The following is an 18,747-nucleotide window of genomic DNA, read 5'->3' as shown; positions in this document are numbered from 1 at the left end:
GCCCCGCCACCCCGCGCTCGGCTTACTTGGCCTCGTCGTCCAGGAACTTCTGGAACGCGGCGTTGGCGGTGTCGGCCGCTGCCGCCGCGTCCTTGCCGGCGATGGCGTCGACGATCGGCTGGCCGACGATCTCCCGCGCCTGGGCAACCTTGTTGACCAGCGGGCGGTCGTGACCGACCCCGCCCTTGGTGCTCGCCGCGATGGCCTCGACGAGGTCCTTCGGGTAGGTCGCGGTCGCCTCCGGGTTGGCCCAGACCGAGGTACGGGCGCTCGGCACGCCGGACTTCTGCTGCGCGAGCGTCTGCTCCTTGCCGGTCGCCCACTCGACGAACTTCCAGGCGTTGCTCTGGTTCTTGGAGCTGTCGTTGATGCCCAGCGCCCACGAGGGGATGTTGTACGGCTTCGAACCGGCGGGGCCGGCCGGGAAGGGCGCGAAGCCGACCTTGTCGGAGACCTTCGACTTGGCCGGGTCGGTGGCGTTCTTGTAGAGCGAGTTGGCCTCGGTGTAGAAGGCGGCCTTGCCCTGGGTGAAGATCGCCATCGCCTCGGGCCAGCTCATGTCGGTGCTGACGTTCGCCGGGCCCTGGTCCTTGATGAGCCCGCCGTAGTAGGCGTAGGCCTGCTTGGCCGCCTCGCTGTTGACCGTGGCCTTGCCACTGCCGTCGACGAAGTCGCCGCCGAAGCTGTAGAGGAAGCTGGAGAACTGGGTGACCGCCGGCGACTTGCCGGTACGGGCGACGAAGCCCGCGACGCCCGGCTCTGCGGCCTTGACCTTGGCAGCCGCCGCCTTGAGCTCGTCGAGCGTCTTCGGCGGGGCGCTCAGGCCGGCCTTGCCCAGCAGGTCCTTGCGGTAGTACAGGACCTCCTGCTCGGTGATGATCGGGACACCGACCGCCTTGCCCTCGTACGAGGTGGCCTCGACCGGACCGGCCTGGAAGTCGCTGAAGTCCCAGGCGTTGTTGGACTTGACCTCGTCGGACAGGTCGGCGAGGTACTTGTTCTTCGCGAACAGCCTCCCCTCCTGCAGGGGGCGGTACATCATCACGTCGAGGTCGCTGGAGCCCGCGTTCAGCTTGACGTTGTACTGGTCGGAGAGCTGGTCCTCGCCGAGCTGGGTGATCTCGACCTTCAGGCCGGACTGCTTCTCGAACTCCGGCAGCGCCTTCTTGATGTTCTCGGTCCACACGTGGTTCGCGAGGGTCACGCGGACGGTCTTGGAAGCGCTGCTGTCGTCACCACCGCCGCCGCACGCGGACAGGCCCATTCCGGCAACCACGGCCAGAGAAGTGGCGATTATCGATGCACGCCGCACGTTCATCTCCTTCTGTCGTGGCCGCCTGTCCTGCGGAAAGAGCGCCACATCGTCGTAACGTCTGCTTAACGACCGGATGTTAGGCCCAAAAAGCCGATTTATTCAAGGGGTGATCTTCAACTGATATGATCCAACGCGTGGCACAGTCCTCCTCAGGCGTCGCACGCGCCCAGCCGGCCCCTGCCGAGGCCGGGCTGCACGGACGCGTGCTCGACCGCCTCGGCACGGCCATCTGTGCCGGCGAGCTGGCGCCGGGGTCCGTCCTCTACATCGACGACCTCGTCGAGCAGCACGGCGTGTCGCGTTCGGTCGTCCGCGAGGTCCTGCGGGTGCTGGCCTCCATGGGATTCGTCGAGGCGCGTCGTCGGGTCGGCATCCTGATCCGCCCCACGACCGACTGGAACGTCTTCGACCCCCAGGTGATCCGCTGGCGGCTCGCCTCCGCCGGCCGCATCACCCAACTCCGCTCGATCACCGAACTGCGCACCGCCGTCGAGCCGCAGGCGGCCTCGCTGGCCGCCGCGCGGGCCACGCCCGACGAGGCGAGCGACCTGGTTGGGCTCGCCGCGAAGATGTGGGCGGCCGGCAAGGCGGGCGACGAGCCGGAGTTCCTCCGACTCGACATCGAGTTTCACCGGCGGGTGCTAGTCAGCTCCGGCAACGAGATGTTCGTGAAGCTGCAGGAGATCGTGGCCGAGGTCCTCACCGGCCGCCACCACTACGACCTGATGCCGCACTACCCCGACGAGCAGGCGCTCCAACTCCATGCCGATGTGGCGCAGGCGATCCAGCGGCACGACGGCGACCGCGCCAAGCACGCGATGGTGCAGATCATGGAGCAGGCCATCGACGAGATGAAGTCCATGTGGGAGCAGACCGGCACGCCCTGATCGGGCCTGCACACGCGTCGCCGGAGCAGCGGGATTCCCTTGTGGTCACACATGCCATCGGGTGACTGACGGAAGGGAACCCGCCGTGCCGTGGGGACGGATCACGCCCCGCTCGTGATCAACCGTCAACGCTGGTTTTCCACGAGGTCGTGAAGCTCCGCCACGAAGGCGGCAGGGTCGTCGAATGACAGCAGCGTTTCGATGCTGCCCCCCAGACCGACACCGGTCGCGCCCGACTTGATGAAGTGAGCGGCATTGGTGAGATCGACGCCGCCGACAGCGATGAAGTTCATGGCCGGAAACGGCCCGTGCAGAGCTCGCAGCCACCCTGGCCCGACGACGGAGGCCGGGAACAGCTTGCAGGTGTTCACTCCGAGCCGGGCGGCCTCCCCGACATCGGTCGGCGTCATCACACCAGGCAGGGGAAGGGCGCTCACGTGCTGCGCCGCCTCGACGACCTCCGCCTTGACGTCCGGGCTGATGATCACCGAAGCGCCCAGCTCAGCGGCGCGACGGGCGTCGTCCGCGCAGAGCACCGTGCCGGCCCCGAACGCGCGCCCCCGTGCGCGCGCCGAAACCGCCTCCAGGGCTGCCCACCCGAGGCTTCCCTGAACCGGAACCTCGACCAGGTCCATGCCGATCGCCCAGCACTGCTCGGCCAGATCGCCGGCCTGCTGTGGCTCGTACGCACGGAGGATGGCGATTGTTCGTAGCTTCATGGAGCTCTCCAGCCCAACTGTTCAGAGGTTTCTTGTGTAGCGGCCGGGAGGGCCGGACGAATCCGATGCGCATCGCGGTGAATCCGGCTCCGGGGTGCCGTCACGCTGATCGGACCGACGACGTCCCCGGCGCGGGCGAATGATCTGCCAGGAGGCTAGCCCTTGCCGTTTCACGTAGTCAAAGCGCGTCCGCGGTGCCGGTCAGCGGCGCCGCGAGCGCGCTCCGCCAACGCTGACGCGGGGCTACGGTGGACCGGTCGCGTCGAGGCCGGACAGGATTGCTGTCACGCGTTGCCCGCGTGCCGGAGATGGGTCAGGGCGAGTTGGCTGCTGCTGATCCTCGGTCGCCAGTCGGCCACCATCAGCCAGCTCGCCGCCATGCTCGACAGCGGCAAGGGCACCGTCGCCTATCACCTGCGGGTGCTACGCGACGCCGGCCCGGTCCGCGTCGCCGAACTGAGACAGGTGCGCGGCGGCACGGAGGTGCACTGCCGCGGCACCGCGGACACAGGCCAACCCCCCCGGTTAGCCGAACGTCGGTCACCGACGGACCGGCACCAGGCCCGATGACTGGTGGTTTCGCCGATTCGCGCGACCCTTGGCAGGCCTCATCCTTGCCGTTACCAACTGTGTGGAGTCGCAGTGGCAGCTCCGCCGAATCCCTCCCCTCGTCGCCGATGAAGGCGGCCGCACCGGGCGGTGGGAGCGGCCGCGACGGCCGAGCGGTGACGGCGCCACGGCGGCTCCCTCGAACCGCAGGGAGTGCAGAAAGTGGAGTATCGCGAAGACACCCTCCAGGTACCCTGCCGACCTTCTCCACGCAGGCCACAGCGCTTTCGTCGATTCTGGACCGCCGCCGTGGCCGGCATCGCGCTGGCGATGGCCAGTCTCGGTGTGGTCACGCCGGACGCGTGGGCGACCGAGCGGGGCCTCGCCCCGACCGCCTCGAACATCACCGGTAACGGCAGCTACAGCGTCACCTCGGCCAGCATCACGGGCGCCAGCGGATTCGGCGGCGGGGTCGTCTACTACCCGACCGCCATCGAGAGGTTCCCGGTAGTCGCGATCTCGCCCGGCTACACCGAACGCTGGGCGCCGTTCGCCTGGATCGGCCAGCGACTGGCCTCGTGGGGCTTCGTGGTCGTCGGCATCGAGACGAACTCCACCCTGGACCAGCCGGACAGCCGCGGCACCCAAATGCTCCGGGCACTCGACTGGGCGAGCAACTCCGCCCCGGCCGCCGTCCGGGACCGGGTCGACGCGACGCGGCAGGGCGTCGCCGGGCACTCGATGGGCGGCGGCGGCACCATCTCGGCGATGAATCAACGTCCGTCGGTCCGGGCCGGCGTCCCGCTGGCCCCGTGGCACACCACCAAATCCTGGCCCGGCGTCAGGAACCCGGTGATGATCCTGGGTGGCCAGAACGACGGCATCGCGCCGGTCTCGTCGCACGCGATCCCGCTCTACAACGGCGTCGCTTCCGGCGAGAAGGCGTACGTCGAGCTGGCCGGGGCAGGGCACAACTTCGCGAACAGTTCGAACGCCATCGTCTCCAAGGCGCTGGTGTCGTGGTTCAAGCGTTTCCTGGATGACGACACCCGGTTCAGCCCGTTCGCCTGCGGCTTCAGCGGCAGCTCCATTTCGCAGTTCCGCAACACGTGTCCGGTCTGAGATAACGACAGGACCAGTGCAGGTCGGGGTTGGCGGGCACCAACCCCGACCTGCCGTGCATCAGCTCGGCATCTGGTCGAGTACGAACGGGAGGACCCGCTCCAGTGGTCCCGTCGACTGGTACGCCCGGCACAGCACCACAGCGCCCTCCAGGCTGGCCAGCATCAGGCTGGCCAGGCTCTCCGCCCGCTTCACGGGTGTACCGTACGCAATCAGCCCTTCCGCCAGAGCAGCCAACCACGCGTCGTACGCACTGCGGCACGCGACGGTGAGCGCCGGCGACACGGGTACGGAATCCAGCGTGATCGTGGTGATGGGCAGGCCTTCGGTGTAGTCGGAGGCGCGCAACTCGCTCGCGAAGTGGGCTGCCATCGCCTCCGCCCACGCACGGGCGGTACCGCGGCCGGCTCGGAGGTCGCGGATGAGTCGGTCGAACTCCGCGGTCCACTCGTTGATCGCCGCTACCGCCATCTCCTCCTTCCCACCGGGAAAGACGAAGTAGACCGATCCGCGCGGCGCGCCGCTGTGCTCGATGATCTGAGCCAGTCCGGTGGCGTGGTAGCCGTGCCTCCGGAGCAGCGTGCGCGCGCTCGCGATGATTCGCGCCCGGGTGTCGGACTTCGGCTTCGCCATGGCATCTCGCTTTTGATCCGGGGTCTCCGAGAGAGAGAAACTATGTCAGCCGGTCGACCTACACAACAGAACCCCGTCCGGCCCGCGACGGCTCTGTCTACGGGTTTCCCGGCTCGACGCGCTACCGCCGCAGACCGAGCGCGCAATAGCCGACGAACGTCAGGAGCAGGTACAGCGCGGGTGCCAGCGCCGACCATCGGCGAGCCTCCGTTCTCCGGAAGCGCCATGCGGCGAGGGCCGGCAGCGCAAGGGGCACGACGGCGAGTGGCACCCATGCCCAACCCGACCGCACCACGCTGACGAGCAGGAGTCCGGTCGAGAGCGCCGGAGCGACAACGGCGATGGCCGTCGTGCCGGCAAGCCCGAAGACGTCGACGTAGGTGCGTTCGCCGGGCCGTGGCGTTCGAGTGATCTTCTTGGCCAGCTCCAGGTGGACCGAGGCGAGCACCACGATGACGATCGCGAGCACGCCGTTGCGGTCCGGACCGAGCGTGGTGGTGTCGAGGTAGCCGGCGTAGAGGTACGCGTGCAGCAGCAACTGCGCCGGGAAACTCACCAGCAGGCTGAGGATGAGATTGTCGCCGGATGGCCAGTGCAGCCAACGGTGGACGCCGAGGACCAGCACGGCGTACCCGAGTTGGGCGGCGAGGATCGCCGGGGCCGTCGGGGTGCGAGCGTTGAGGATCAGTAGCCCGGCCGAACCGGCCGTGTACAGCGTGACCAGGTCGCCGGTCCGCACGGCTCCGCTCGCCAGCGGGCGATCCGGGTAGAGCCGCCGGTCGTAGTCGAGGTCCCGGACGTCGTCGATGGCGCGCATCAACAGCAGGTTGACCGTGAGAGTCAGCGCCGCGACGGCGGTGCCGGCGTCGGGCCGCCAGTGTGCGGCGCGCGGATCGACGGCGGCGAAGAGTCCGGTCACGCCGTAGGCCCAGGCAATCGCGAAGAGCACCGAAGGAAGCGGAGGATAGCTGCCGGCGACGAACCGGCCCCACCGCGCGATCATGCGCCAGCTTCGTCCCGGCGCCACCGCACCGGCAACGTCCACACCCCGCGGATGAACATCTGACTGCGCCAGTCGAGCTGGGCCTCGGGCACGGCGAGTTCCAGGCGGTCGATGCGCCGCAGGATCGCTGCCAGGCCCTCCTGGAGCTCGACCCGGGCATGGGCCGCGCCGAGGCACATGTGCCGGCCGTGCCCGAATCCCAGATGCGGATTGGGCGTGCGATCGGGCCGGAAACCGTCGGGGTCGGCGAAGGCCGCGGGGTCCCGGTTGGCCGCGTCGGTGAGTGGGATGACGACCTGGTCCTTGCCGATGGTCGTGCCGGCCAGCTCGACCTCCGCGACGGTGACGTGCGGCTGGCCGCCGGTGCCGGCAAACCAGACCCAGCGCAGCAGTTCCTCGACGGCCGCAGGAATCCGCGCCGGGTCCCGGCGGAGCGACTCGGCCAGTCGGGGCCGGCGCAGCACCTGCAGCACGGCCATTGCCAGGTGCGACGCGGTCGTCTCGCCACCCGCCATCATCAGACCGAACCCGAAGACCGCCATCTCCTCCACACTGAGACGGGTCTGCTCGGGTGCGGTCAGCAGCGCGGTGAGCAGATCGTCGCCGCCCGCTCCCCCGTCCACCGCCCGTCTTCTCGCCGCCAACTGATCGAAGAAGTAGTCGTACATGGCCTGATGGGCGGCGGCGACGTCGTCCGCGGGGAACCGGCCGGCCGACATCATGACCGTCACCCGGGGCAACAGCCGATCGAGGTCGGCGACGGGGACGCCGAGCAGCTCGCAGATCACCCGGTACGGGAGCGGTGTGGTGAAGTCGGCGATGAGATCGACCGGCGACCCGGCGGCTTCGACGCCGTCCAACAACCGTTCGGCGATGGCGGCGATGCGGGGCCGGGCCTGTTCGGCACGACGGTGGGTGAACCAGGCCTGGACCGCGCGGCGCCGTCGGGTGTGGGTGGGCGCATCGCTGGTGGCCAGGGCCAGCGCGCTGGACTCCCGGGCGAAGAGGGTGCCGCTGCGCCACGCCTCCCGGCTGAATCGTGGATCGCTCAGCACCGTGGTGACGTCGGCGTACCGCGTGACCAGCAACGCCTGCTGACCGTTGGCCAGTTGCACGGGGACGAGCGGCTCGTCGCGGAACAGACCGAGGTACTCCTGGTCCATCGAGATGCCCGGACGGTCGGCGAACGGAAAGTGCGGGCATGCGCTGGGCGAGGGTGCCTGCCCTTCGTGTTCCACCGTCACGTCAACCACTCCGCCGACGGCTCGACCGCGGTGTCCTGCGCGCCGTGCCAGTACTCGTGGAACTGCGTGCAGCGGCCGTCCTCGGCCAGCCGCAGTACGAGGCAGCCCGCGGCGGTCCGGGGGACGCCGGTCGCGGGGTCGTGCAGGATGCACCACCATTCGACGGCAGCGCGGTCGACGGAGACGATCGGCACGCCAAACCAGACGACGGGGTCCTTCTGACGGGACAGGGTCGCCGTCCAGTGCGCGGCGATCGCGTCCCGGCCGACGTGCGCGGACCCGAACGGGCCCTGGTGGTAGGCGGCTCGATCCATCGTTGGACGTTCATGCCGTCTCCTTGAAGGATTCGGGGTGTCCGGTGGCCCAGGTGGGCAGCGAGGTGATCTCGACGACGGCGGCGGCGACGGAAACCCCCACCCCGTTGCCGATCATGAGTACGTGGTCGCCCCGGACGAGTTGACGCGTCTCCACCAGGTGGGTGAGGGCGGCGAGGTGGTCGCTGACCGACAGATGGCCCAGGCCGCGCCCGAACTCGAGCATGCCGCGCGCCGGATCGATGCCGAGCGGCCGCAGGACGGCTCGGATGTACCCTTCGCCCCCGGAGTGCACATGGGTGGCCCGGGTGATGTCGGCGGGGGTGAGACCGGCCTCAGCGATCGTGCGCAGGCCGAGTTCGGTGCGGGCGTTGTTCAGGGACGTCCTGGCCGCGGCCGCCGCGGCCGGGAACCGCCGGGTGAAACCCGCCAACCGGCCGGCCACGTCCACCGGACGGTCGAAGGTGATCGCCGGCGGGAACAGCGGACCCTCCGGGCGGTTCATCTCCTCCAACTCCGGCAGGGACGCCGAGTTCATCGCCGTGATTCGGGCGAAGCCACCCCGCGTGGACAGTACGACCGCGGTCGCCGCGTCACCGATGATCGAGCCGCGGTCGGTGTTCGCCCCGGACGCGTAACGCCACCGGTCGAACCGCGGGATGCCGAAGTTGTCCGCGCCGGTGACAAGGGCGGCGACCCGGCCGGGGCCGGCGCTCAGGTAGCCGTGCGCGAGTTCGATGCCGGCCAGGACCCCGTTGCAGCCCTGCCGGACCTCCATCGCCGGGATGGCACCGCCGACGGTGTGCCGGAGCACGTAGTGGTGCGGCGACCAGCCGTCCGGACCCTGGTCACCGACCGAGGCGTGCAGCAGCAGGGAGATGTCGTCACTGGCGTGGCCCGAGCGGGCCAGAGCCTGGTGGGCCGCGACGACCGCCATCTCCGGCGCGGAGATGTTCCCCGCCACCGCCGCGCCGGTCCAGCCGCTGTTCCGCCACTCGGTTTCGTCGTACCGGCCGGCCGCGACCGCCTTCTCCGCGGGAAACGGTTCGGGTAGGTAGCAGCCCAACCCGGCGATGTGCAGGTTTTCCGTGCGCACGGCTACTCCGCAACTGCGTCGAATTCGGCTTCGGAAAGCAGACGGACCGTCCCGGTCCCGCCGTCGATCTCCACCGGCGCGCCGTCGGGAATGGCGGTGCTGGCCCCCACGACCGCGACCACGGTCGGGATGCCCAGCAACCGGCCGGTGATCGCGGTATGCGACACGAGGCTGCCGCGTTCGACCACCATCCCCTTGGCGACCATCATCAGCGGCAGCCACCCGGGGTCGGTCTCCCTGGCGACCAGGATCCGGTCCGCACAGGATTGCGGGGATGTCGCGGCGTCGAGCACGACCCGGGCGCGGCCGCGTACCCGGCCACTGCTCGAGGCCAGCCCGCGCAGGACGCCGTCGGTCACGCTCGCGCCCGTGCCGGCGTCGCGGCGGGCGGCCAACCCGATGGTGACCGGAACCGCGGCCGGCGTGGTGAAGTACGCGGGCAACGCGGCCCGGTTCGCCGACGCGGCCAGTCCGGCCTTGCGGCGCAGCGCCAGGCCGCGCAGGTCGGCGTCGCAGAGCGTCCCGTCGAACGCGCCGAGCACCTCCTCCACCCGCAGGTGCGCCACATCGCCGGCCTCGTCCAGCATTCCGGCGTCGACCAGCCGGTCGGCCAGACGCCAGAGGACGTCCCGGGAGATGCCGTACAACTGACTGCGGCAGAACCGGGTGTCCTCGCGCGCCTTGACGAAGAACCGCAGCGACGCGATGAGGGTGCCGAGGACGGCCCGTCGCAGCGGGTTCGGGCAGCCCTCGCGCAACGTGCTCCGCGCCTCGGTGCTGGCCCGCCGTTCGTCGGCCGCAGCGCCGGCGACGGTCATCCGCTGCGTGACGAACGGTCGCAGCGTGGACAGGATCATCCACGGCTGCTGCCGCGGTGTGAGGACCTCCAGCTTCAGGTCGTGTAGCGCGCGGTCGCCGAAGGCCGCCAGGTGTCGGGCGAAGGCGTCGGCGACCTCGGCGCCGTGCCGACCGGCGGTGATGTCGTCCCAGACCTCGCGTTCGGATCGCTGCAACGCCGCATCGCGCAGTGACGGGCGCTCGTTGACGAGTTCCGCGAGCGCGATCGCCGAGCGGACCGACGCGAGCGTGCGGTTGGGTCTTCCCCCGGCCACGAGCCGTGGCAGCAGCGCCTCACCGTCGCGCACCCAGCGCTTCAGCAACACGGTGGTCAACGCCAGGCTGGCCAGCCCGAAGTAGCTGTTCACCATCGTGATGCCCCACCGCCGTTCGGCTTCGGCCCACATGTGCCGGTACCGCGCGATCAGCTCGTCCGCCGAGCTGCCGTCGAGCGAGGCGGAGTCCGCCACGAGGGCATCCCACCAACGGAGGAACGAGCGGGTTTCGTGCGGCTGCCGGACCAACAGCGACGCGAGCCGCGGCGCTGCCCGCAGCACCCGCAGCCACGGCCTCCCGGCCAGCTCGCGGGGTACGCCGGTGCGCTCGGTCAGCCCGAGCGAGCGTTCCCACAGCGGGCGCATCAGGTCGAACCCGGGGATCTGACCGTGCAGCGCGAACCACGCGTCCAGCCGGTAGTACACCTGGCCGTCCAGATAGCCGATCATCCGGCTCAGGTGGTGCCGGTTGCGCCGCAGCGACCGGTCGTCCACCCCCATCCGGCGGTAGAAGTCGGTGAACCCCGCCTGGTAGAAGACCCGCGCCTGGGAGTAGGTCAGCGTGCTGGTCAGCCCCGGGAAGCTCTCGGTGAGGTTGTGGTTGGTCCAGGGCACCTCGGCACCGGTCGGCCGGTGAGCCACGACCGCGGGCCTGGCCTGCAGCAGGTGGATCGTTCCATCGTCGGTGATGGCGCCCTCGACGTCCTGCGGCCCGCCGAAGAGCTCCTCCGCAGTGGCGGCCAGCGCACAGATGTGGTGCACCTCCGCGGCGGTGAGCACCGGCGCCTGCGCACACTCGGCGGGCACGGGGAGGATGACCGGTCCATCGCCGGGTCGGTCCGGCGCCGGACCGACCATCGTGGCCTTGCACACCGCCTCGATCTCGATGGCGCCCGTCGCGCCGTCCACGAAAAAGTGGTCGATGTCGGCCTTCTCCTGCACGATTCCTTCGCCGATACCGTGCGCGGCGGCGATCACCCTCCGGTCTGCCCCGCTGCGCGGGTCGCGGGTGAACGCGACGAACGACCGTATCCCCGACACCATGCGCTGCACGCCGACCGCGACCCGGACCGTGGTCGGATCCACGCCGCGGCGCACCCGGTAGATGACCGCTTCCGGGTTGTACGCGGAAGCCCAGCAGTCCACGACGCGGGCCAGCACGGCGTCCCGGCGCACGTACAGGTAGCTGTCGGACAGTCCGGCGAACGGGTCGGCGACACCGTCCTCACCGGTTCCGTCCGCGGCCGCCACCGCACACGCCCGGACGGCGACCAGGCCGCCGGGACCGGCCAACGCGTCGAACGCGGCCAGCACCGGCTCTGCCAGATGGGTGGGTACCGCGCCGCGACGCACGCGATCGCGGTTGGAGTTGGCCCAGGTGACGAGCTCTGTGGCGCGCGCATGCGGGCCGGGAAACGGCGTGGCGGGCGGCGTCGAAGCGGCGAACGCGTCACCGGTCAGGCAGCAGAACTCGGGTACGGGCAGGCCGGCGCGGCGCATCACGTCCTGCCGGGCGAACTTGTGCCCCACGCGTGTCGCATCGGCCAGCCCGGGCCCGTCCCAGATGAGCTGCATGACCTACCACAGCCCCGGAACGAGTCGTGCACGTCCGCTGGCATACGCCGGGTAGCCGGGGACGGTCAACAGCACCCGTTCCTCGACGCTGATCCGCCAGACCACCACCGCGCACAACACCACGAGCAGCAGCACGCTCAGCGGGTTGGGAAAGAAGGCCACGAATCCCGCGTTGGCCAGCAGCATCCCGCTGTACGCGGGGTGTCGCACCATCGCGTACGGGCCGGTGGTCACGATCAAATGGTCTGAGTAGCGAACAACGTGGTGGGAGTAGAACCGGCCCAATGTCCGGATGGCCACCAGCCGTAGCGCGACGGCGCCGGCGAACAGCACCACCGGCACGGCCATCCATGCCGACAACCGGTCCCATCGCAGCGGCCACAGCACGGCAGAGACACCGACGCCGGCCCGGCTCAGCGCGTACGGCAGCAGTGTGTTGTTTTCGGCGGCCGCCTGGGACGGGTTGCTTACCGTGATCCGCGCCTCGAGCAGCATCCACAGCAGATACAGGGCGGCGAGTACGGCCGCGACCACGTGTGGCGGCCGGCTGGCCCGCGACAGGTGGATGCCGATCGCGACCAGGAACGCGGCCACGGTAGTCGGCAGCAGGGCGCGCAGGCATGCGACGACGGCGCGCTGGTTCATGCGGCGCTCCCCCCGTTGCCACGGAACCGCGCATATTCGGCCGGCCCGAGCACCTTGCTCGCGTAGCAGAGGGAACCGAGAACGGGGCCTCGACCGTCCGCGGGAACCAGGTCGAGGTGGAGCTTGGCCTTGTTCCCGGCGATCGGCGCCACCCGCCACCGCAGCGCCACCGGACGTGACCGAGGCAGACCGCTGGGCAGCTCGACGGTCACGCCGATCCACAGCATGTGGGCATCCAACGGCCACCTGCCGAAGCGGTGCGGCAGCCAGGTGGCGAACTGCCGACCGGCTTCGACCAGTCCCTCCACCGGGTGGGTCTCCGGGCGGCGACCGTCAAGGGCGTGCCCTGCCGGCGGCTGCAACACCGCGGCGGTGACGTGGCCGTCGGCCTGCCACGGATCACCGATCATGATGTTCTCGCCGCGGGCCCGGTGCACCAGTGACGCCGGGGCCTTCGTCCACCGGCTCGCGTCGACCCGACATTCACGCTCAGGCAGGTCGTCGGCGGCGGTGAACTCGAACCAGCCGTCGGCGACGACGGTGGCGTCCTGGTATCCCCGTACCTTCCGTCGTCGGGTGTCGCGGGCGTCCAGCGACAGCACCGGAGCGGGATCGAGCTCACACATGCTCCGGAAGGTCATCGCAGCCTCGACCCGGCCCTCGGGCGCCGTGTCGACGCACGCGCGCGCCAACTCCACCATGCCGCAGACCATCAGCATGCCGGGGACGTGGTCGAGCGGGTGGTCGAAGAAGAACGGGTCGCGCTGGTCGACGCGCAGTTCAGCCACGGCGCCGTCCTGATCGGACAGCCGGTGGATGGAGCCGAGTAGAGCGGGCGCTTCCGTGTCCAGCAACGCGGTGGTGGAGCTGTGGTCATTCATTCCGGGACACCTCACGAATGTGGTCGACAACTCGGAACCCGCCCACTGCCGATGCGTTACGACCAACGGTCGACGTACAGGACTTCTTCGACGGGCCGGCGGCGGGCGGGCCGGAACTCGGTCCCGAGCACATGGGCGGTGGGAATCAGGGCGCCCTGGCGTACGTTGTCCGGCAGCCCCAGCACCTCGGCCACCTGCCGCTCATAGGCCAGATGCACCGTCGTCCACGCGGTGCCGAGGCCGCGGGAGCGGGCAGCGAGCATGTAGCTCCACACGGCGGGCAGTAGCGAGCCCCACAGGCTGGCCTGGTTTCCTTCGGGCAGCACGCCGGACTCCAGTTGCAGGCAGGGAACCACCAGCACGGGAACGTCGGCGATGCGCTGGGCGAGATGGCGGGCGCTGCGCACCATCGGCACGGAACAGCCCTGCTGGCGATCGAAGCGCTCCTGCCAGGCGCGCGTGTGCCACCGGCCGACCGCCACCCGCTGGGCCGGGTCGGTGACAACGATCCAACGCCACGGCTGGGCGTTGGCCCGGGAGGGCGCCTGGAGCGCGATGCGCAGGCACTCCTTGACGGTGTCAAGTCCGACCGGCCGCGTGAGGTCCAACCGGCGGCGCACGGCGCGCGTCGTGGTCAGCAGCTGATCCGGGGTCATCGACAGGGCGTCCACGGAGTGTCTCCTCTGGAAGCGTCGGCTCTTACCGGCTGAATGCTAAGTGGACCGACCGTCATAGCGAATAGACTATGATGACTCTTACAGAGCGTTGTATCCATCGCGTGAAATCTATAAACCAGGCCCGAGAACGCCACGCCCCCGCGTCGTCCGCCGTGACGGGACGCAGAAGCGGGCGGGCCGTGGAAACACGGCAGGCGGGTCGCCACACCCAGGTGACGTCATCCGCGGCGGCAGAGCGGGCGGTCGGTCACGCGGCACCGAACCGGTCCGAGAGCGCGTACCGCGTCAGCACCACGTCGTCGATCTGGCGCACCTCCGCCACGCTCGCCCGGTGACCGGGACGCCAGGGGAACTCACCGTCGGTGACGAAGCGGGGCGCGCGGCAGTCGCCGACGAAGAACGGAGCGACCACCAGGTGCAGCTCGTCGGCCAGCCCGGCGGTGAGGAACTGCGAGTGCATGGTTCCGCCACCTTCCACCATCAGCCGGCGTACGCCACGGGCGGCGAGGTCGGCCAGGGCCCACTCGACGTTGACCGACTCTCCCCCGTCCACGATGGTGGCCACGCTGCCGAGGCGCTCCCGGGTCTTGTCCACGGCATCCGTCGCGCAGTACACGATCTTGTCCGTGTCGCCGGTCGCGAAGAACCGGGCGGTCGGATCAAGATCACCGCGAGCCGTCACCGTGACCTTCGTCGGCGACGCGGGCAGGCCATGCGCGACCCGCAGATCTCGGCGCTGCTGCGAACGCACCATCAGCCGTGGGTTGTCCAGCCGGACGGTGCTCGCGCCGACCAGGATCGCGTCGCATTCGGCACGTACCGCATCGATGCGATCCAGGTCTTCCATGTTCGACAGCAGCAGCCGCTGACCGGTCGCGTCGTCGATGTAACCGTCGATCGACATGGCGCAGCTGAGCAGTACGTACGGGCGCTCACTCACGGACGAACGGGAGTTCGAGAGTGTGGGCGCCGCGGCTGACCTTCGCCGCCAGGTAGCCCGCGTTGGCCGGGGACAGGTACACACCGGTCGGGACACGTTCGTTCACCGTCACCCCGAGCCGGCCCAACTGTTCCGCCTTGTCCGGGTTGTTGCTCAGGAGAGTGATGCGCTCCACGCCCAAGGCGCCCAGCATCTGCGCCGCCGCGGTGTAGTCACGCTCGTCCTCACGGTGACCCAGCGCGACGTTCGCCTCGTACGTGTCCAGGCCGGCGTCCTGCAGCGCATAGGCGTCGAGCTTGGTGTAGAGGCCGACGCCGCGCCCTTCCTGCCGGAGGTAGAGCAGGAAGCCACCCGCACCCGCGATGCGTTCGACCGCCTCGCGCAGTTGCGGGCCGCAGTCACACCGCTGGCTGCCGAACACGTCTCCGGTCAGGCACTCGCTGTGCGGGCGCACCAGCGGCGCTGGTCCGCCGGCGGCGTGTCGGTCACCCGATCCCGCCCAATCGCCCAGGCCGAACGCGAGATGCTCCCGGTCGTCCACCAGCCCGTTGAACGAAAATACGCGCGCGGTCGTGGCGTATCCGTCGGGGAATCGGAGCGGCACCGTGACCTGCGTCCGGACCGTTGCGACCCGCAGTGCTTCGTACATTGGTCTCCTCCATCAGATGCTGCCGGACACGCCGACAGCGCATCCCGCCTCAGAACCACGTCGCCGGCCCGGGTCCACCTCTGCCGGCGTCGCCCGGACGGTCAACCAGCCACCGCGCCTTCCCGCGGGACGGCGGCGGGCACGCGGACCCGCCGGAGCACCAGCACGGCGGCGCCGGGCAGACTCGAGACGAGCACCAGGGCCCCGTACACCATCGCGGTGGCGACCCCCTGGGCGGCGGTGAGGCCGGCAGCGGCGAACGCCCACGCCGCCACGCCCTCGCGCGGCCCGAAGCCGCCGACATTCGCCGGCAACCCCATGGCCAGCAGAGCCAGCAACGTCAGCGGCAGCAGCCGGGACAGCGACGCCGTGGAGCCCGCCGTACGCGCCGCGACCAGGAAGGTCGCCAGGTGGCCCGCCACGACCACGGCGGATGCCAGTACCACGCCCAGCCAGGTGCGGCGCGCGAGCAGTCCGTCGCGGACGTCGGCCACCGCGGCGCGGAGCCCCCGCGCCCACCGCGACGTGCCGGATCGCGGCAGAGCCCGGGCCAGCAGTACGGCAGCGAGCCCGCCCACCACCATCAGCGCGGTCGCGGCCGGCAGGAATGGTCGTATCGGCGACGGCAGCGCGAACAGGATGACGATCGCCATGGCCACCTGGACGATCTGGCCGGCGGTCCGTTCCCACACCACCGCGCGGATGCCGCGCCCGACATCGCCGACGTCCCGCCCGTGGCGCACCGCGCGGTGCACGTCACCGAGCACCCCGCCCGGAAGCGTCGCGTTCAGGAACACCGCGCGGTAGCAATGGGCCACCGCGGTGCGCAGCGGCAAGCGGACACCGAGGCCACCCGCAACCAGGCTCCATCGCCACGCGCAGCAGACCGTGGTCAACGCGCCGATACCGAGCGCCGCCCCGAGTGCCCAGCCGTCTATCGAGCGCAGCCCGTCGAGGAACGGACCGGTGCCCAGCCGCCACAGCAGGAAGGCGAGAAGCCCTACCCCGCTGAGCGTCCGCACCCACGCCCACAACAACCGTGACGTGGGCGTGGCGCGGCTACCCTGTCGCAAACGCGGCCTCCCCCGGAAGAACGTCTTCTTGCCTCTACGCAGCGCAGAGCTTGACGGTTCATTCACAGCCGGCGAGGAGGTCGCTGTGCTGGACCACGGCCCCGAGCCGACCCGCGGCGGCGTCTGCCAGCCGACGACGCGCGTACGCCGCCGCCGGCCCGGCCAACTCCGGCCGCTGCTCGCACGCCGCGCCCAGCCAGCCCTTGAACCACTCGGACGTCAGATCGGCCTGGTCCGCGCCGAGCCGCCAGGGACTGGACCGGACCTCGACGGCGACTCCGCGCCGGCCGAACGCGTCGACGCACGCCTCGACGGCGTCCGGCCCGAGCAGGGTCCGGCCGCCGACCGTCCGACGCTGATGGGCGTTGAACGCCTCAGCGATCTCCACGTCCAGCGGGTCAGCCGGGGTGAGCTCCACCCGACCGACCACCGAGATCATCAGCAACGTCGCACAACCAGCGCCCGCGCAGGCCGCCACGACCCGCTCGACCTCGTCGGCGGTCAGCATGTCGAGCAGTGCGGAGGCGGTGACCAGGGAGGCGCCATCGAGATCGGCGGCGGTCAGCCGGGTGATGTCGCGCCGTCGGGTCTCGACGGTGACGGGCGCGCCGTCGGCGGCCGTGTCGACCATCTGGGCCTTGGCGCGTTCCAGCAGGTCGGCGTCCTGGTCGTACATGATCCAATGCTGCGGCCCGGGCAACTGCGGAGCCAGCCAACGACCCATCGATCCCGTGCCGGTGCCGAGATCATGGATCACCGTACGGGGGCTGCCGGCCAGATGACGGCGGACCCGTTCGACGAGCTCCGGCGCACGGGCCGCCGCGTCGGCGGCCTCCCGCAGCCGGAGCCATGCCGCGAAGTCGAGCGAGATGTCCACACTCATGCCGCCACTGCCCCCTTCAGGACTTCTGCCATCGATGCCGCGGTGACCGTCCAGTCCCTGAGCGTGGTCCGGCGTCCGTGGGCGGACCGCCGCAACTGCTGCCGCAGGTCGGTGTCGCTGAGCCAGCGACGCAGCGCGCCGGCCAGGGCCGGCGGGTCGTCGGGCTCCACCAGGATGCCCGGCCGGCTACCGTCCGGCGCGTGGCCCAGCGCCTCCGGCAGCCCGTTCGCCGCCGTCGCCAGCACCGGGATCCCACGGGCCAGCGCCTCGGTGACCACCATGCCGTACGTCTCGCCGCGCGACGCCAGCACCAGCAGGTCGGCGGCGGCGTACGCGGCGGCGAGTTCATCGCCGGTACGCGGGCCGACCAGCCGCACCCGGTCGGCGAGACCGTACCCGTGCGTCTGCCGACGGAGCAGGTCGACGAAGCCCGGATCCCGGGTCAACGCCCCGACGCAGACGCAGGTCCAGGGCATGTCCCCGACCGCCGCCAGCGCCTCGGTCAACACGTCATGTCCCTTGTGCGGTGTGACGGCAGCGACGCAGAGCAGTTCCGAGCCGGTGTCCGACCCGGGCGCCAGGGGTGCGCGATCCACCCCGGGCGTGGCGACGTGGACCCGGTCGGCGGGCAACCCGTACAGGTCGAGCAGGCGTCGCCGGGTCCACTCGCTGGTCGTGACCACCGCGACCGCGGCCGCCAGGGCCGCCCCCTCAGCGTCGTCGCCCAGCGGCATGTGCACCAGGACAACCAGGCGCAGCCGTCGGGCCTGCGGTGCCAGCACGTCCGGTACGGCCGAGGCGATCAGGCCGTCGAGCAGGACGACCGCGTTGTCGGGTATCGCCGAGAGCACGCGGGTGAGGTCGGCCCGCTCCGTCGCGTCCGGCGCGGGCCAGGCGCCGCGCACGGCATGCTCGCGTACCGACCATCCCGCGGCGGCGAGGCCCTGACAGATCCGGCGGTCGTAGGTGTTGCCGCCGCTCGGCGTGGCCGGATCATCGATGTCGTTGGGCAGGACGACGTGCACCACCGTCATAGTGGCCGCTCGTAGCTGGCCCACGCGATGTGCGACTCGTGGAGCGTGACCATGATCCCGGCGAGCCCGCGCGCGCCTTCGCCGAGGTCGCCGGCGTGCACCCGCTCGGCGATGCGGTCCGCGATCGTGCGGGCGAGCATCTCGGTCGACGTGTTGATCCCGGTGAACGCGGCCTCGTCGTCGAGGTTGCGGTAGTTGAGCTGGGCGAGAACCGCGTTCAACTGCTGGGCGGCCCGTCCGATGTCGACGACGATGTTGTCGGCGTCGAGCTCGGCCCGGCGGAACGTCGCGTCAACGACGAACGTCGCCCCGTGCAGTCGCTGGGCCGGTCCGAAGACCTCGCCACGGAAGCTATGCGCGATCATGATGTGATCACGGACGGTCACGCTGAACAAG

General features: G+C 70.5%; 20 protein-coding genes. 3 read left to right on the top strand and 17 right to left on the bottom strand.

All coding sequences use genetic code 11. The features are described 5' to 3' along the window. Nucleotides 1-22 precede the first annotated feature (22 nt). Complete coding sequence (locus AB0J06_RS09975) at nt 23-1,312, bottom strand: sugar ABC transporter substrate-binding protein (protein WP_357426685.1); 1,290 nt, start codon at nt 1,310-1,312, stop codon at nt 23-25. A 137-nt stretch (nt 1,313-1,449) separates the two neighbouring features. On the opposite strand from AB0J06_RS09975, the gene AB0J06_RS09970 reads away from it, so the two are divergent. Beyond that, nucleotides 1,450-2,202: an FCD domain-containing protein gene (locus AB0J06_RS09970; RefSeq protein WP_357426683.1), complete on the top strand. Its 753-nt coding sequence runs from the start codon at nt 1,450-1,452 to the stop codon at nt 2,200-2,202. A 125-nt stretch (nt 2,203-2,327) separates the two neighbouring features. On the opposite strand, the gene AB0J06_RS09965 is transcribed toward AB0J06_RS09970, so the two are convergent. Continuing rightward, on the bottom strand, nt 2,328-2,921 hold the full coding sequence (locus tag AB0J06_RS09965) for a bifunctional 4-hydroxy-2-oxoglutarate aldolase/2-dehydro-3-deoxy-phosphogluconate aldolase (protein ID WP_357426681.1): 594 nt from the start codon (nt 2,919-2,921) through the stop codon (nt 2,328-2,330). Nucleotides 2,922-3,212: 291 nt separating this feature from the next. On the opposite strand from AB0J06_RS09965, the gene AB0J06_RS09960 reads away from it, so the two are divergent. Continuing rightward, on the top strand, nt 3,213-3,491 hold the full coding sequence (locus tag AB0J06_RS09960; RefSeq protein ID WP_357426679.1) for an ArsR family transcriptional regulator: 279 nt from the start codon (nt 3,213-3,215) through the stop codon (nt 3,489-3,491). 288 nt (nt 3,492-3,779) lie between these two features. Then, nucleotides 3,780-4,592, top strand: coding sequence for an alpha/beta hydrolase (locus AB0J06_RS09955; protein ID WP_357426677.1), 813 nt, complete (start codon nt 3,780-3,782; stop codon nt 4,590-4,592). A 60-nt stretch (nt 4,593-4,652) separates the two neighbouring features. Here AB0J06_RS09955 and AB0J06_RS09950 read toward each other — a convergent pair whose 3' ends face one another. The 15 genes from AB0J06_RS09950 to AB0J06_RS09880 form a co-directional block, all read right to left on the bottom strand. Next, nucleotides 4,653-5,225, bottom strand: a complete 573-nt coding sequence (locus AB0J06_RS09950) for a TetR/AcrR family transcriptional regulator (RefSeq protein WP_357426675.1) — start codon at nt 5,223-5,225, stop codon at nt 4,653-4,655. A 121-nt stretch (nt 5,226-5,346) separates the two neighbouring features. Next, nucleotides 5,347-6,174 carry a hypothetical protein gene (locus AB0J06_RS09945; RefSeq protein WP_357426673.1) on the bottom strand — a complete coding sequence of 276 codons (828 nt, stop codon included), beginning with the start codon at nt 6,172-6,174 and terminating at the stop codon, nt 5,347-5,349. A gap of 50 nt (nt 6,175-6,224) precedes the next feature. Next, nucleotides 6,225-7,472 carry a cytochrome P450 gene (locus AB0J06_RS09940; RefSeq protein WP_357426671.1) on the bottom strand — a complete coding sequence of 416 codons (1,248 nt, stop codon included), beginning with the start codon at nt 7,470-7,472 and terminating at the stop codon, nt 6,225-6,227. Then, complete coding sequence (locus AB0J06_RS09935) at nt 7,469-7,786, bottom strand: nuclear transport factor 2 family protein (RefSeq protein ID WP_357426669.1); 318 nt, start codon at nt 7,784-7,786, stop codon at nt 7,469-7,471. Before AB0J06_RS09935 ends, AB0J06_RS09940 begins: the two co-directional genes overlap by 4 nt. Nucleotides 7,787-7,796: 10 nt before the next feature. Beyond that, nucleotides 7,797-8,882 carry a ketoacyl-ACP synthase III family protein gene (locus AB0J06_RS09930; RefSeq protein WP_357426667.1) on the bottom strand — a complete coding sequence of 362 codons (1,086 nt, stop codon included), beginning with the start codon at nt 8,880-8,882 and terminating at the stop codon, nt 7,797-7,799. Between the two features lie 2 nt (nt 8,883-8,884). Further along, complete coding sequence (locus tag AB0J06_RS09925; RefSeq protein ID WP_357426665.1) at nt 8,885-11,569, bottom strand: PEP/pyruvate-binding domain-containing protein; 2,685 nt, start codon at nt 11,567-11,569, stop codon at nt 8,885-8,887. Between the two features lie 3 nt (nt 11,570-11,572). Beyond that, nucleotides 11,573-12,214 (bottom strand): isoprenylcysteine carboxylmethyltransferase family protein, encoded by a 642-nt coding sequence (locus AB0J06_RS09920; protein ID WP_357426663.1) that lies wholly within the window; start codon nt 12,212-12,214, stop codon nt 11,573-11,575. Next, complete coding sequence (locus tag AB0J06_RS09915; protein ID WP_357426661.1) at nt 12,211-13,095, bottom strand: AfsA-related hotdog domain-containing protein; 885 nt, start codon at nt 13,093-13,095, stop codon at nt 12,211-12,213. The genes AB0J06_RS09920 and AB0J06_RS09915 overlap by 4 nt, the downstream gene beginning before the upstream one ends. 56 nt (nt 13,096-13,151) lie before the next feature. Continuing rightward, on the bottom strand, nt 13,152-13,766 hold the full coding sequence (locus AB0J06_RS09910) for a nitroreductase family protein (RefSeq protein ID WP_357426659.1): 615 nt from the start codon (nt 13,764-13,766) through the stop codon (nt 13,152-13,154). Between the two features lie 253 nt (nt 13,767-14,019). Then, nucleotides 14,020-14,712: a dihydrofolate reductase family protein gene (locus AB0J06_RS09905; protein WP_357426657.1), complete on the bottom strand. Its 693-nt coding sequence runs from the start codon at nt 14,710-14,712 to the stop codon at nt 14,020-14,022. Further along, entirely contained in the window at nt 14,705-15,361 is a 657-nt protein-coding gene (gene ribA / locus AB0J06_RS09900) for a GTP cyclohydrolase II (RefSeq protein WP_357426655.1), read from the bottom strand. Before ribA ends, AB0J06_RS09905 begins: the two co-directional genes overlap by 8 nt. A gap of 101 nt (nt 15,362-15,462) precedes the next feature. After that, nucleotides 15,463-16,434 (bottom strand): lysylphosphatidylglycerol synthase transmembrane domain-containing protein, encoded by a 972-nt coding sequence (locus AB0J06_RS09895; protein WP_357426653.1) that lies wholly within the window; start codon nt 16,432-16,434, stop codon nt 15,463-15,465. A gap of 58 nt (nt 16,435-16,492) precedes the next feature. Then, on the bottom strand, nt 16,493-17,317 hold the full coding sequence (locus AB0J06_RS09890; RefSeq protein ID WP_357426651.1) for a class I SAM-dependent methyltransferase: 825 nt from the start codon (nt 17,315-17,317) through the stop codon (nt 16,493-16,495). Next, complete coding sequence (locus AB0J06_RS09885; RefSeq protein ID WP_357426649.1) at nt 17,314-18,351, bottom strand: glycosyltransferase family 4 protein; 1,038 nt, start codon at nt 18,349-18,351, stop codon at nt 17,314-17,316. The genes AB0J06_RS09890 and AB0J06_RS09885 overlap by 4 nt, the downstream gene beginning before the upstream one ends. Further along, nucleotides 18,348-18,746: a 6-carboxytetrahydropterin synthase gene (locus AB0J06_RS09880; RefSeq protein ID WP_357426647.1), complete on the bottom strand. Its 399-nt coding sequence runs from the start codon at nt 18,744-18,746 to the stop codon at nt 18,348-18,350. Before AB0J06_RS09880 ends, AB0J06_RS09885 begins: the two co-directional genes overlap by 4 nt. Nucleotide 18,747 lies beyond the last annotated feature (1 nt).

The sequence above is a fragment of the Micromonospora sp. NPDC049679 genome, assembly GCF_040659735.1.
Classification (GTDB): Bacteria; Actinomycetota; Actinomycetes; order Mycobacteriales; family Micromonosporaceae; genus Micromonospora_I.
The sequence above is the reverse complement of the archived record's forward strand: the minus strand, read 5'-3'. Positions and strand labels throughout refer to the sequence as shown.

Bases quoted from the DNA above. Each gene is read 5' to 3' on its own strand.
- AB0J06_RS09965 (WP_357426681.1), bottom strand. From the start codon at position 2,921: ATGAAGCTACGAACAATCGCCATCCTCCGTGCGTACGAGCCACAGCAG.
- AB0J06_RS09950 (WP_357426675.1), bottom strand. From the start codon at position 5,225: ATGGCGAAGCCGAAGTCCGACACCCGGGCGCGAATCATCGCGAGCGCG.
- AB0J06_RS09935 (WP_357426669.1), bottom strand. From the start codon at position 7,786: ATGGATCGAGCCGCCTACCACCAGGGCCCGTTCGGGTCCGCGCACGTC.
- AB0J06_RS09925 (WP_357426665.1), bottom strand. From the start codon at position 11,569: ATGCAGCTCATCTGGGACGGGCCCGGGCTGGCCGATGCGACACGCGTG.
- AB0J06_RS09920 (WP_357426663.1), bottom strand. From the start codon at position 12,214: ATGAACCAGCGCGCCGTCGTCGCATGCCTGCGCGCCCTGCTGCCGACT.
- AB0J06_RS09915 (WP_357426661.1), bottom strand. From the start codon at position 13,095: ATGAATGACCACAGCTCCACCACCGCGTTGCTGGACACGGAAGCGCCC.
- ribA (WP_357426655.1), bottom strand. From the start codon at position 15,361: ATGTACGAAGCACTGCGGGTCGCAACGGTCCGGACGCAGGTCACGGTG.
- AB0J06_RS09890 (WP_357426651.1), bottom strand. From the start codon at position 17,317: ATGAGTGTGGACATCTCGCTCGACTTCGCGGCATGGCTCCGGCTGCGG.
- AB0J06_RS09885 (WP_357426649.1), bottom strand. From the start codon at position 18,351: ATGACGGTGGTGCACGTCGTCCTGCCCAACGACATCGATGATCCGGCC.